Annotated in this window: 11 protein-coding genes; 6 read left to right on the top strand and 5 right to left on the bottom strand. The window is 38.2% G+C overall.

All coding sequences use genetic code 11. The features are described 5' to 3' along the window. Window positions 1-221 precede the first annotated feature (221 nt). The gene (locus J7338_RS08960) at window positions 222-1,859 is read left to right on the top strand and encodes a phosphoethanolamine transferase (RefSeq protein WP_210796751.1); all 1,638 of its coding nucleotides are present in this window, start codon (window positions 222-224) and stop codon (window positions 1,857-1,859) included. Window positions 1,860-1,969: 110 nt separating this feature from the next. Here the strand turns inward: J7338_RS08960 and J7338_RS08955 are convergent, their stop codons facing one another. Continuing rightward, the gene (locus J7338_RS08955) at window positions 1,970-3,646 is read right to left on the bottom strand and encodes a SulP family inorganic anion transporter (RefSeq protein ID WP_210796834.1); all 1,677 of its coding nucleotides are present in this window, start codon (window positions 3,644-3,646) and stop codon (window positions 1,970-1,972) included. A gap of 221 nt (window positions 3,647-3,867) precedes the next feature. On the opposite strand from J7338_RS08955, the gene J7338_RS08950 reads away from it, so the two are divergent. Next, on the top strand, window positions 3,868-5,307 hold the full coding sequence (locus tag J7338_RS08950; RefSeq protein WP_210796750.1) for a DKNYY domain-containing protein: 1,440 nt from the start codon (window positions 3,868-3,870) through the stop codon (window positions 5,305-5,307). Between the two features lie 59 nt (window positions 5,308-5,366). Here J7338_RS08950 and dps read toward each other — a convergent pair whose 3' ends face one another. Beyond that, window positions 5,367-5,894, bottom strand: coding sequence for a DNA starvation/stationary phase protection protein Dps (gene dps / locus J7338_RS08945; RefSeq protein WP_210796749.1), 528 nt, complete (start codon window positions 5,892-5,894; stop codon window positions 5,367-5,369). 340 nt (window positions 5,895-6,234) lie between these two features. On the opposite strand from dps, the gene corA reads away from it, so the two are divergent. Then, complete coding sequence (gene corA / locus J7338_RS08940) at window positions 6,235-7,191, top strand: magnesium/cobalt transporter CorA (protein WP_210796748.1); 957 nt, start codon at window positions 6,235-6,237, stop codon at window positions 7,189-7,191. Between the two features lie 172 nt (window positions 7,192-7,363). On the opposite strand, the gene J7338_RS08935 is transcribed toward corA, so the two are convergent. Next, entirely contained in the window at window positions 7,364-7,957 is a 594-nt protein-coding gene (locus J7338_RS08935) for a LysE family translocator (RefSeq protein ID WP_210796747.1), read from the bottom strand. A 100-nt stretch (window positions 7,958-8,057) separates the two neighbouring features. Between J7338_RS08935 and J7338_RS08930 the strand changes: the two genes are divergently transcribed. Continuing rightward, complete coding sequence (locus J7338_RS08930) at window positions 8,058-8,507, top strand: Lrp/AsnC family transcriptional regulator (RefSeq protein ID WP_149981764.1); 450 nt, start codon at window positions 8,058-8,060, stop codon at window positions 8,505-8,507. A gap of 79 nt (window positions 8,508-8,586) precedes the next feature. Here J7338_RS08930 and J7338_RS08925 read toward each other — a convergent pair whose 3' ends face one another. Both J7338_RS08925 and gss read right to left on the bottom strand, forming a co-directional pair. Further along, window positions 8,587-8,799 (bottom strand): hypothetical protein, encoded by a 213-nt coding sequence (locus tag J7338_RS08925; RefSeq protein WP_210796746.1) that lies wholly within the window; start codon window positions 8,797-8,799, stop codon window positions 8,587-8,589. A gap of 328 nt (window positions 8,800-9,127) precedes the next feature. Further along, window positions 9,128-11,017, bottom strand: a complete 1,890-nt coding sequence (gene gss / locus J7338_RS08920) for a bifunctional glutathionylspermidine amidase/synthase (RefSeq protein ID WP_275074567.1) — start codon at window positions 11,015-11,017, stop codon at window positions 9,128-9,130. 232 nt (window positions 11,018-11,249) lie between these two features. On the opposite strand from gss, the gene J7338_RS08915 reads away from it, so the two are divergent. After that, window positions 11,250-12,224, top strand: coding sequence for a hypothetical protein (locus J7338_RS08915; RefSeq protein WP_210796745.1), 975 nt, complete (start codon window positions 11,250-11,252; stop codon window positions 12,222-12,224). A 118-nt stretch (window positions 12,225-12,342) separates the two neighbouring features. After that, complete coding sequence (locus tag J7338_RS08910) at window positions 12,343-14,361, top strand: TonB-dependent receptor plug domain-containing protein (protein WP_210796744.1); 2,019 nt, start codon at window positions 12,343-12,345, stop codon at window positions 14,359-14,361. Window positions 14,362-14,555 lie beyond the last annotated feature (194 nt).

Below are 14,555 nucleotides of genomic sequence, written 5' to 3'. Positions count from 1 at the left end.
GTCTATATCAGTCAGATAAAAAAACAAAGAATTATTGGTTTTTATTTAATTAAAACCTGTGTGTTAATTGACCTCCTTGGTTTTTTAATGAAATGCACACAGGTTTTGTTTGGTTTTTAATTAAGTCGGGATGGCATCTGAATAGACACTAAAAGGTTTTATTATTTTTTTATTGGTTACCGTATAATTACCTACCACTATGTTTGCTACAGGAACTTGTTATGAATTTACCGACGACACTTAACTCTTTTAAGTCTTTGCCCTCAAAGACGCTTATTTTGATCATATCGCTTTATTTTACCCTTATCTTGAATTCGCACATGTTGTTCGAATACAGCCAAAAGATACTAGCTTCAGGCGAGCCTGACTATTTTGTACTTGTTACGCTTCCATTTGTAATATTCTTCCTTATGGTAATGATATTTAGCTTTCTCCTCTCAAGATATGTTTCTGTAGTTATTCCTATATTAATTGTTTTTTCAGCAGTTGTTTTTTTCGCTACAAAGGAATATGGAATTGTATTTGATAGTACAATGTTTCAAAATTTCTATGAAACGGATGCATCAGAAGCATCAACATACTTTAATGTTAATTCATTTATATCTGTGATGATTCTAGGGGTAATACCTGCAGTATTGTTTTTATTAGTTAAAGTTGAATATAAGCCTTTCCTAGTTGAGATAAAGGAGCGCTTTTTTATCGTTGTTGCTTCTTTGATTGTTATATTATCTATTGTTTTTTCTCTGTATCAAAACTATGCTTCTTTTGTAAGAAATAATGAACAATTTAAACGTTCTGTAATTCCAACATATTATATAAGTAGTTTAATAAAGTTCACAAATAGTGAGTTTTTTAGTGAGCCATTAAAGTACTTAAGTCTTGGTAGCAATGCTGTAAAAAAACTACCTCCTGCAAAAGAAAAACATAATCTGGTCGTATTTATTTTAGGTGAAACTGCCAGAGCTGCTAATTTTAAATATAATGGATATACTAGAGATACAAATCAGTACACTTCTCAGTATGATATCATTCCATTCCAAAATGTGTCATCGTGTGGCACAACAACTGCGGTTTCTGTTCCTTGTATGTTTTCAAATATGGAACGAGAAAACTACTCTCGAAATCAAGCTAAGAACTCTGACAATGTTGTTGATATCTTAAAAAAAGTAGATGTTGATGTTACTTGGATTGAAAATAATTCAGGATGTAAAGGTGTATGTGATCGGATCAAAACGATTGAAATACCAACAAGTCCAAAGAGTGAGGATTGTGATGGCTTTTACTGCTTCGATGTTGCGTTGCTAAAAGAATTAAAAGCAGAACTTAGCATACCATTGCAAAAAGATAAGTTCATTGCGATGCATATGATCGGAAGTCATGGCCCAACTTATTATAGACGTTATCCTGATGAGTTTAAAAAATTCACACCAGATTGCCCGAAGAGCGATATTCAAAACTGTAGCAATGAGGAATTAGTAAATACATATGATAATACGATATTGTATACAGATTATATTTTGAGTGAGACTATAAAGACATTATTAGGCCTAGAAGAACAATATAATTTATCTATGATTTATGTTTCGGATCATGGGGAATCTTTGGGAGAAAGTGGTGTTTATTTGCATGGAGTACCATATTCTTTTGCCCCAAGTGAGCAAACGAAAGTTCCGATGTTATTTTGGATGAATCAGCAATTTTCTGAGCAAAATTCATTAAGCTTTGACTGCCTAATGAGTGAAGCAAAGGAGTTGACTTATTCACATGACAATATATTTCATAGCATACTTGGTTTGATGAATATTCAAACAAGTGAATATTCTGAAGAGCTAGATTTATTTAGCCGCTGTCGAAACTAAGCTAGTTTGACTATTATGCTATTGTAATTGTACTGGCTTATTACCCTTTTGCTTATAGAATATGCAAAAGGGTAATGAGCTGGGAGATAGATGCAACGAAATAATTGTTGTTACTGTAAACGAACTTTTTGTAAGGCGATATACAGATCTGAATGTACGTAGATACCTTCTTTACCGGAAGTCATACCTGCAATTTCGAACCATGACAGGAGTTGCCGCTTTCTCCCCGCGATTTCTAACCTAATACCTCGCTTTTTAAAGATCACGTCTAAATCGGCGAGCATGGCCATCACACTTAAATCTAAATGGGTGAAGCAGGGCACCGCATCAATAATAATGCATTGAGTGTCGTCTTTTTGCCGCGCATATTGTTCTAGCAAACGCCGTTTAAAGTAACCTGCGTTAAAGTAAGTTAACGGAGAATTAAAACGATAAATAAATACTCCTTGTACTGCTTTTGCTTTATCAGTGGCATCAAGGCTCCTAACAACGCCTTTAATATCAACGCCTAGTATGTTATCAGTTGGGCGCATTACGGTGCGAATAAACTGAAATAAACCAAGTAATACCGCAAGTGTAATACCCGGTATTACGCCAATAAATAACACGGCAAACAAGGTGGCTAGCGCAAGATAAAAGGCATGTTTATCTTTACGTTTTAATTGCCATACGGCGTTTAAGTCTAACAAATGAATTGAAGCAATAATAAGCACAACACCTAATGCTGCGCTGGGGATAAATTCAAGTGGCGCTGTTAAGAACAATGCAATGATAGCGATGATCCCCGCAGCAATAATGGATACTAATTGCGTTTTTCCTCCTGCATCATCATTAACTGCAGTACGCGAATCAGCGCCGCTTACAGCAAAACCTTGCGATAAAGCAGAGGCAAAGTTAGCAATGCCTAAGGCTCTAAATTCTTTGTCTGCATCGATGTCGTAACCATTTTTAGCTGCAAAGCTGCGAGCGGTTAGCATCATACTGACAAAGCTAACGATTGCTAAGTTAAGTGCAGGCACGACAAGCTCACGAATAATACCAATATCATAAATAGGTGTGTTAAACACAGGGAGGCCTCCGGTTACAGTGCCAATGGTGTTGATATCAAACTGTTTTAAATTAAAACCCCATACTAATAGGGCACCAAATGCGATAGCAAACATGGATGTCGGCCAGGTCGGTTTTAGCCGTTTCATTGCAAAGTAAGTCGCAACAGTAAATAACGCCATCAATAAGGTTGGGACATGGGTTTGTGCTAAATACGTGGGCACGCCACCTAATCGTTCGAGTAAATATTTATCATCGAAGGTAAACCCGAATACTTTAGAAAACTGACCGACGATAATGGTAATGGCCACTCCGTTTAATAGGCCCATGAGGATTGGTTTAGATAAGAAATCGGCCAATACCCCTAATTTAAATTTGCTGGCAATTAGGCACCAAAAGCCGGTCATGGCGGTCATCGTGACAACGAGTTGCCAATGCTTAACAGTGTCGCCAGCAGCAAGGGGGGTGACTACTGCTGCAATAACGGCGCAAGTAGCTGCATCAGGCCCGACAATGAGTTGTTTAGAGCTACCAAACAGGGCGTAAAAGATCATCGGTAAGATGCATGAATATAGCCCGACAGCGGCGTTAACCCCAGTAAGTTGTGCATAGGCAATCGCAACTGGTAATGCCACCGCTGCGACAGAGAGTGCAGCTCTTACATCATCAGCAAACCATTTTCGTTCATAGTGAAGTAACGTATTTAAGCCGGGCATAAAATCATACAAACGAGAGAGCAGCATAGTTTCCTTTTTACACTTTGATAGTAAGTTTAATCTAATCAGTATAGCGCAGAGTCTTTTTTTACTTAATAGCAATAACTTAGGTTATATAGAATAACCTTAAGACCCTAGTAATGTATCTGTGATGACTTGATTACCTATTTTTATGTAAGCTAAAGTTTAGCTTACATAAAATTTGAGTTAAGATGCTTACTCCCCCTATGGATAGAAATATTAGAATGGATTTTTGGACCTGTATTTTTGTATTGTTTGCTTTTTTTACCGTGCTACAAATTTTAAACTCACTATTTCCTACGCTTAAAAATAAGAGCTCGTTGTTTAATTTTTTAGTAAGCCCGTCAATGGTTTTTTCAGGACCTGTTGATAGTGAACGTTCGGATTCATATTATTACTCGGTCAATAAAAAGCAGATCCGTTTTTCTCCAATGGGAAATTGGTTCTCACTCGGTAATAGCTTAGTTGAAGGCGCTGATATTGATTCATTTTCAGTCATCGCGCGTAACTTTGCAAAAGATAAGTATCAGCTTTATTACGGTTGCCATGTTATTTCAGGTCAAGTGGATTACGATAGCTTTGAAATTATAGGTCACGATGTTATTCGCGATAAATACCATATTTTTATTCATAAGCACAGCGTGTCTTTTGCCATCGCGAGCCAATTAAGACCAGAACAACAGTTCATCATTCTAGATGGTGCAGATCCTGCCACATTTGTATTAATGAATGATTTTTGGGCAAAAGACTGCAACCACCATTATTATAACTTTGTACGCCAGAATATCAGTTACGACACGTTTTCACGTTTAACTGAGTCTATAGTGAAAGATCAACATAGCGTGTTTATTAAATGCGATGATACGTTTAATAGAACGGCTGTCAGTGGCGTTGGCGTAAAAGCATTCGATGAGCGCTACATATACGACGATAACCATTTATATTGGCATCAAGGCAAATATGAGCAGGATATTGATGGTTCTTTTAATACAACAACATGGCTTGAATGCGTGCCATACAAAGATATTAATACACTAAAAGTGCTCGAAGACGATTACTTTATTATTGATAATAAAGTGTATTTAGGGGCTGAGGAATTACCCAATGCCAAAGCTAATGAGTTTGAGATATTAAGTAATTTTGCATTTGGGTGTGACTCACAGCAGGTTTTTTACTTAGCTAAACCACTAGAAAAAGTAGTGCCTGAACATTTTGCATTATTATCTCCATCCGGAAATTACTCCAGCGATAAAAATCACCTATATTTTAAACAACAGCTTATTGGCCCTTATAGCGACGAGCGAGTAGAGCTAAGCAACAATGATTTTTTAAAAACGACTGATGCAGTTTACTATCAAGGCACGCAATTGGAATCTGTTGATGTACAGGAGTTTGCGCTATTAGAGCGGTTTGCTATGTACGGCTGTGATGGGAAAACAGTGTATTTTGGTCACCATAAAATACATGGGGTAGATCTTGATAGCATGGAGGTTGTTAATCGAGATAAGCTGCTAAAAGATGCTGATGCCGTGTATTGGCACGAGAAAAAAGTACTTGGAGCTGACCCTAAAACGTTTACTATAAGTCATCGAGACTATGATAAATATGACTGCGAAGACGATTATTATTTTTATAAAGAAGCTGAGCGCGTAGGTAAAAAATAGCGATAAAAAACCCTGCACTACGGGCAGGGTTATCTGGATATTAACGTTGTATTATGAGGTTATTTGGTTTTTAGCTCCCCAGTCGACGATTCTAAGTGTGCACGAACAAACCATTGAAACTGTTCTAAATCGGCAAGTTGGCTAATTAGCATATCCTCAGATACAGGATCGAGCTCTGATAGCTTGCCAATCGCACTTCGGTGATCGGCATTAATCCCATTGTATACTTCATCAAGCGCAACTAAGTGATCTTTTACCAAGCCTTTGCCAATTGAATAATCTTGCCATGAGCGGCGATCGACAATGGATTTAGGAGTACCGACTGGCACACCACCTAGCGTGGCAATTCGCTCAGCGATGGTGTCGGTCATTTCTCGAACTACCTCAACTTGCGGATCAAGCATTTCATGTACGCCAATAAAATTAGGGCCAACCACATTCCAATGAATATGTTTTAGAGTCAATTGTAAATCGATGAGTGCGACCATGCGGTTATCAAGTGTAGCAATGGTATTTTTTGCAGATTCTTCATTTATACCTGGGGCAGTAAATTCAGCTATTTTGTTTGTTTCGTTATTGTTACTCATTATTCCTCCTGCATTTATAAGGAATGTTCACAGCGTTTAATAAAGTCTATGAACATGCGTTAGTTTGTATAAAGCAATGGCTGTGCCGATAAAAGTTGTTTTTTAAGTTGTTGATATTTAGTGTTTTATATGTTTTTTAAAAGGAGGGGGATGAAAGCTTATCTTTGATATGCCATGAAAAATATGCACTTTTTTGTAAAATCTGCAAAACAAAAGGTGTTGTTACGTGTTAGTGAGTTGCTTGCTCTTAATAATAACTGCGAAGCAGGAGTGTATTGTTATTGTTGATTAATCATCAATTACATATACTCAACCTATCTTGTTATTAAAGGAGAAGTGTATGTTGAGATTTTTTTCTATCGAGCAGGGGGTGATCAAAGAGTTAGAGCCTTCATCCGATACCTCTATTGAAGCATCAATCAGAAATGCACACTGGATTGACACAATCAACCCAACGGAAGATGAGCGAAACACGCTCGCAAAAACGCTCAATATAACTTTTCCTGAGTCAGGGGATGTACAAGAGATTGAAGCTTCATCGCGATGCTTTATCGATAATGAAGGCTTGCATGTGCATGCATTATTTATGTCACCAAATGAAGGACGTTTTAATATGGTAACAGTGGCCTGTTTACTACAGGACAACTGTTTGCTGACCATTCGTGATGATGAGCTGGCTGACTTTCGATTGTTACGCTTAAGAGCACGTAAAGGTCAAGTAATGTGTGATACGGCAAAACAGTTATTGGTTACCTTATTTGATCAAAAAGTTGAAAATCATGCTGATATGATCGAGGACATGCATCATCAATTAGAGAAACTCAGTGCGTATGTACTAGAAGAAAGTGACTCTGATTTAGAAGAAGCGGTCAGTCGTATCGCGCGTTTAGAGGATGCCAATGGGAAAGTGCGTTTGTGTTTAATGGATACGCGACGCAATATTTCGTTTTTAATACGTCGTTTAAGTGTACAAAACGAGGATCGCGAATCACTACGAGAAATTGTGCTCGATATAGATACGTTGATGTCGCACTGTACCTTTTTGTTTGATAAGGTGAATTTTTTGATGGATTCAACACAAGGCTTTATTAACATTGAACAAAATAAAATTATCAAAACCTTCTCCATTGCCTCTGTGGTTTTTTTACCGCCAACTGTAGTGGCTAGTGTGTATGGGATGAACTTTAATATAATGCCAGAGCTGCAATGGGAATGGGGTTACCCATTTGCAATTGGCATTATGTTGCTATCGGGCTTTGCCCCTTATTTATTTTTTAAACACAAAGGCTGGTTGTAGTCATATGCCAAGGATTACTTGGCATATACGAGTTTATATTTATTTTATACGGATAGCGGTCTTATTATCACCTTGCATTAAAATAATAAAGCGGCCGCTAAGCAAACAAAATCGGACGAGGTAAGTATCCCCAAAAGTTTGCCATTGTTAAGGTGTTTATTTGTTTGGTTACTCACAGCATACTAAAAAGTACCGAGGCGACTAACAATACAGCCATAAAAATATTGAATGCTCGTAGGCGCTTGCGATCTTTTAGCCATACTTGTAGCCTTTGTCCGACTAACGTCCATGAGCAGACACAGGGTAAATTAATTAGACCGAAAATAAGGCCTACAAGTACCACTGCGCCAATTCCTTTGGATGGGGCATAAACACTCACTGCACTTAATGCCATAGTCCATGCTTTCGGGTTAACCCATTGAAATAAAGATGCTTGTACAAAAGAAAAAGGTCTAGTATCGCTATTTTTGGCACCGATAGGAGTTTTATTGCTGGCAATTTTATAAGCAAGATAAAGCAAATAAGCAATACAAAGCACTTTTAATAGCTGGTAACTCCATGGCAAAAAGTCAAACAATTGCATGACACCTAAACCAACCAATACGAGCATGATCACAAAGCCAATTGTTACACCGAGTAAATGTGGCAATGAACGTTTAAAACCAAAGTTAGCGCCTGAGTTCATTAACATCAGGTTGTTAGGACCTGGGGTGATGGAAGATACAAGTGCAAATAATGCTAATGCTGATACCAATTCAATATTCATTTATAGTTGCTCAGTTGATAATGATTGTGCAATTATATTTTGTATGGCTCGCAATTTTTGCGCTTATTAATCTATTATAAATTTACTTTAGCAACTAAATATGAAAAAAGATCGAATTAACGACAGGATATTGCAAGAGTTAAAGCGCAGTGGTCGAATTGCCAACGCTGAACTTGCTGATTTGGTTGGTTTATCCCCATCAGCATGCTTGCGCCGTGTACAAGAGTTAGAAAAAGCTGGTGTGATCAAAGGCTACCGAGCAGTTATTAATAATCAAGCGTTTGGACTTGGTTTTGTCGCATATGTGGGGGTGGGTTTAAATGAACACTCTACGAAATCACAACGAGCTTTTGAACAAGCACTTGAGTTTATTGATGAAGTTAAAGAGTGCCATAATGTCACTGGCGCATTTGAATATTTACTTAGAGTAGAAACTGCTGATATAAAGTCTTATAAAGCATTCCATGCTGATGTTTTAGGATCAATCCCACAGGTACGAACTATCACTTCGCATGTTGTGATGGACTCACCAAAAGATGAGCGGGCGTAAAATAGTTATAGAATCTATCGTATCAATGGTTAATAGAGCTTTGCTCGCAAAGCTCAAATTAAGGCGTATTAATTAGATACTATCTTTCATAGTAGTTGCATGCGCCTTTAGTTGAATAACCATTTGGACTTGCTTTATACCAGCCTGATCCAGGGCTGGCTTGGGCACACATTCTATAACCATTTACTTTACTTGCATATACGTACCATTGATCTGTAGCGGCAGAAACATTAGATGTTATTGCTGTAAATACAAAAGTTGTAAGCAACAAAGTGGTTTTAATTAATTTCATATTATGATCCTTATTTCTAATTTAATAGGTTGATTTTAAATGAGTATTAAATTCAAAATCGACTTGGTTCCTATATTAGCACTGAGGGTTGTTTGCGTAAAGAACCCTTTAAAGCATGTGTTATGAAAAAATTTAGGTGTAGGGAATTTGCACATAAAGGGATTTTCATTTTAATAAGTATGCTGGAGTTATTTATGTTACTTCGATTTAACATTAGGACATATTAAGGTAAGTTTTTGATAAACTTGTAGCCACATAGAAGTCACAGGCAATAGTCAGCTTTTTATGTGAAGAGAGCCATTTTATTGTTAGAATGGCTCTTCTTTAGTTACGAACTATAGTAACTATCATCGCTGATACGCAGTGCCATACAATCGCTGTCGCCGTTTATAATCATGCTTTTATCAACGCGTACGCCAGCACCGGCGTATTTACCTGCTGCGGTAAAACTACATATTTGCACAAAGTAGTCAGCTACTTTAGGAAGGGCAAATAACTGCTGGTATATTTGCTCTTGAGAGGCAAAATGACCCGTTGTTTTTTCTATTACGTGTTGTTGTTCATCAACGAGTTGAATATTTGCACCGCATCGACCAACAATCGGTTTAACGACATAGCCTGTTTGCAATAGCTCATCATTTAAATCAAATGCAGTATTGAGTAAAAACGGATGATTTGGAAATAAACTCCACAGTACTGGCAAAATTGCTTTATTACTGGGTATTAATGTCCATAGCGGCTCAAAAACCATCACATTTTTACGAAGTAATACATCGACCAAGCGTGGGGTTTTACCAAATTGCCAGTGCGGCTCAAAATCATCGCTTTGGGATTGATCTGCCTCACACTCTAGTCTTATTTGATCAAGAGCGGTTTCCCATGACCATGTTTTCCAAACGTAACTGAGTTTTTCGCCATCAGCGTCAACAATATTACCCGCTGCGTCCCAGTGTAAATCAGTCAAACCAATGATTACTTTGCACTCAAAACCAGCGGCTTCAATGGCTTCTTTCATAAACAATGCATGGTAATGTTCTTCTGGCTCATCATCTTGCAATATATGGACAAGGCCGTTTACTTCACTTTTTCGCCATGCCCTTACTAAATCTTTAAATAAATCATGGCCGGCATCAATACCCGTTTTAACACCAAAGTGTTTGGCCCATTTACCTTGTACTTTGCCACTTTCCATATAGCATGATGCTGAATCGCAGTTGTATTCATAGACTTTCAAGCCCGCAGGAGTTAATGCAAAATCAAATCGACTGGTGATCAGTTGATTTAAGCGATTATCCCAGGATTGGCGGATCTTATTGAGCACCGCATCGGGTAAATTAAACTTTTTTAATAGCTCAGGATGCTGCAGTACATAGTCTGTTGCATGCATAAACAAGCCATGTAATTCATTGCTAGCATGTTCAATAGTTTGTTGAGCGGTTTTTGAAATTGTAAAATAATGATGTTGATCAGCATTAACTGAAGTCAATTTATGCCCATGCATCATCTCTACGTAGGCTGCTTCATCGTCATTGGCAATGTTAAGCCATGACTTAGTGGCTTGCCCATAATCAGTGGCATATTGGGCTTTTATGGCAAACAGATCAGTGTTTATTTCAGGCGTCGGTTCACTAAATTCGCTGTGCTCAGTTTGTGTCATCCAGCCTAAAATACTGGCGTCACTGTAAGAGCACTCAATCCAGTAGTCACCTTCTTTTGTGACTTTCGCTTTGAGTTCGCGACACCACTGTTGATCTTGCGGCCATAGCTGATGGGCCACGTTTTGTTCAGCAAGACGAATTTTATCCTGATGTACTTCAACCACCACCGCAACATGGCCTGTTTCTTCAAATTCACCGCCTTCTTCCCAAATGAGTAAACTTCCTACCACTGGGTGGTGTTTTGCACCATTACGAAATGCTTGTAAAGGCAACCTGGTTTGATTGTTTATGTCACGCACTGAGCGTAGCTCAAAAATATCGTAAGCCATTGCAACATCATCAAAAATATAGCCACGATTGAGATACATCCAGCGTCGCGCAAACTCAACACATTGCCATTTATAGCCCATGTAAATACCATCGAGGTAACTACGGTAGGCGCTACGGTTAGGATAAATTGTTTCATCAGCTGTATCATAATCAGACGAATAAACAGCAACATTACCAGGCGCATAACCTAATAATTCACCAAACTGACTGACAGTAACGCGGGATTTAATAGACAAAGTAATTCAAAATTAAGGAGTGATAATTTGCAGACTATAGGAGTGAATAAGGCCGATAGCAAGATAATAAATATAATCTTTCAGGCATTTTATATGTTGCTGCTAGATGCGTTAACCAACCGTTATTGCGTATTACAAAGAGCTCATTAATCACTTAATTATCATTTAGTTGATTTACGTCTTTATTGTCCCCATATTAACTAAAAACAGTCATTAAAGGGAAGTTATGCGTCATTATCCATTATATAAAATTGATGAAAAATGTTTACGTCGCTTAGGTCTGGGTGTTTTAAAAACTTATAATTTAAATAAAATTATAGGTTTAGATACTGAAAAAGCAATCGCTAAAGAGTGTGAAGACTTACTTGCGCTGAATGAAGATTGTAATGCAGAGCATTTTGCCGAGCTTCGTCAAAGGCGGGAAATTAGTGACAGCGTGCCAGATGATGATCTATACGCGCAAGTTGTAGAAGCTGATGATGGCAGTTTATTTATAGTCAGTGTTTGTCGTAATGATGATGACGAGACTATGTTTGAAGTGTTTAGTGAGCATCCGTTATCAGAACCATTACTTGCACAGCTTATCCGCTATATTAGTAAGGTATTTTGCTGGTGTACGCCTAGATATATTTGTGTATGGCCAGCACCTGGATCAATACCAGCCAAACGACTGCTAAGTTTGGCCGGTAGCCGCGCTGTTGATTCATTGTTAGCAGCACAAGATCCTAAACTGACTGTTGATGAATTACTCTGTGCAGATATTGCATTGCAGCCGTTTGAACTTGATAAAGATTGGCCTTGGTATGAGCGTGACTATACTCAGTTTTTAATGCAGCATCCTGAAATGGCAACAATAGTACCAATTAGCGAAAAAGACGATATCAGCGAAGCTATTGCAGCCGGATTGTGCAGCGCGGCGTTTTATAGAGGCGAGCCACTGGGTATGATAATGGCTGAGTCGAGTGATGAGCTAGGGTTTAACGGTTTACTAATCAGTGATATTTTTATTACTGGGCAATTTAGAGGACAGGGCTTTGCATCCCCAATGCAGCGTTTATATTATCAACAGCATGTGCAAGATTTTGAATTTTTCTTTGGCTACATTCATGCTGATAATAAACCTTCATATAACAATGCACTTAAACAAAGGCGAGAGTTGCTGCGCCAAGAAGTGTACCTAGCTGCGCATTTATTCTTATAGCTATTTTGCTATTTGTTCAAAAAAATTAATCGGCTAGGGTAAAAATTGGTGTTCTCTGTGGCAATATAGTGGTAATTAAGCTAGCCTTTTTATGGTTATTAGTTTTATTAAGTATGATATGAAGCCTGAACGTTTGACTCGTTATTTGCCGCTTAATTCATTAGTTATGTGTTTGGCAACTTTGCCAATTTTTTCATATAGTAATGAGCAAGATATCAACCTATTTGAGCTCCCGCTTGAGAGCTTACTTAACATTGAAGTTGTGAGCCCGTCACAAACCGTAAAAAAGATAAGCCAAGCGCCGAATATTATTAGCTCAGTTAACGCTACCCAAATTGCAAGTATGGGCGCGCGAACGCTATCAGATATATTGAAAATGTTGCCTGGCGTACAAATACTGTCGCGGCGAAATGGCCGAGACATGGTGTGGATCCGAGGCATTCCATCAGGTCGAAACAGCAAAGTAATGTTAACTATTGATGGCGTACCTCAGCGGGAAGGTTTAATTGGAGGCTGGTCTCCTGATGAACAGATACAAATAAATAATATTGAGCGAATAGAAGTTATTCGCGGTCCAGGATCCGCGTTATATGGTGGTGATGCATATTCAGGTTTGATTTCTATTTTTACGAAAGCAAAAGCGCCTGAACGAACTCGCATCTCAGCAGGGGTTGCCAGTTATGACCGTCAATCAGCCACTCTCAATACCGGGAAAGAGTTTGTGGGCGGAACATTTGTTTTGTCAGGGCGATTCTTAGATAGCAAAGGCTATCCTCAACAATATGACCGCAATGGTTTTGTATCAACACATGATAATAATGTTGATGCTAAAAGCTTAGGAATGTCATTACGCAACGAGCAGTGGCAATTTGCTATAAATTATGGTGATTACACGACAGAGTACCCTCATTATTCGTCAAACCAATATAAATCTCAACGCTATCAAACACTCAGTGCGCACATCCAAAATAAACTTAGTTTTGATAAATTATCGATAGAAAACCAAGTGTATACTTACAAGGTGAAACGCTACTTTGAGCGCACGATTACCGATCCACAGGGCAATAGTGATTTTTATTCTGACTCAGACTTGGATTCCACATCAAATGGTGTGCGTAGTCAGTGGAGTTACGCGTTTAATCCAAATCACCATGCTATTGTCGGGCTGAACTTTCAACAACGCCAAGTTGGTGAATATCACGAGACGATAAAAAAACAAAACGCAGTAGAAGTTAATGAGTATGAATCAAGGGTGATGCGAGATGGTGATTTAACACCATCAAGCCATAATCGGGCTATTTACTTTCAACAAGAATCACTATTTTTTGAACAACGCTTAGGATTGACGGTTGGTGTGCGGGTTGATGACTACCCTGAGTTCAGCTCAGAAACTTCCCCGCGAATTGCTGTGACTTATCAAGGTAATGAACAGTGGTCTGGTAAATTGATATGGGGAACAGCTTTTCGAGCGCCTACTTTTTTACAGCAATATGAAGTGCGCAGTGACAATAATATATCCGGAAATCCAAATCTAAATCCTGAACAAATAGAGACATTTGAAGGTGAGTGGGTTTATCATTTTTCAGCTAATAATAATATTACTCTGCGCGGGTTTAGCAGTTATTTGAGTGAATTTATTCAGTCTGTAAATGGTAAGCCTTACGAAAATAGCAGTGAGCAATTACACGTTCCTGGATATGAAGTTGAGTGGAATAATCAATATTATGCAGACTGGTCTCACTTTAACCGTATTAGCACTTCATTTAATTATACCCGAGTTAATTCAGATCAAGCGTCATTGGCAAAAGATACATTAAATTGGCTGCTGTTTATGGAGGATGAGCAATTTTCATTTTATGCGGGAATTAATTACCTTAGTCGGCGTAACCAAAGCCTAAGCTATCATAGCAGTGTAAAAGTGCCAGAGATTGCACAACAAGATAATAAAGGCAGCTACTGGACTTTGGATACTCATTTGAGTTATCGCCCTAGTAAGCAAAGTGCGTGGCAATGGACTATTGGTGTAAAAAATATGTTTGATAAGCAGCATTATAACCCTACCTATGCGCCAGATAGCTACTATGACGTAAGGAAAGAGCCACAAAGTTATGAAGTGAGTGTGGCATTGTCATTTTAATAGGATGACCTGCTAGGTTATTTAAAACAGTTAATGCAAATCGGGTTATCAAGGTGCTTTTTAAATTCAATGTTTGCTGATAGCCATGTTGAAGGCTAACTTGCTTTTATGGTTTTGGGCAACACTTACTCTGCGCATAGATATAAATATTGACTTCATCCAATATAGAATATTGCAATATCTCTCCTGATTTT

Origin of the sequence: Pseudoalteromonas ostreae (assembly GCF_018069805.1) — a bacterium.
Taxonomy (GTDB): domain Bacteria; phylum Pseudomonadota; class Gammaproteobacteria; order Enterobacterales; family Alteromonadaceae; genus Pseudoalteromonas; species Pseudoalteromonas ostreae.
The sequence above is the reverse complement of the archived record's forward strand: the minus strand, read 5'-3'. Positions and strand labels throughout refer to the sequence as shown.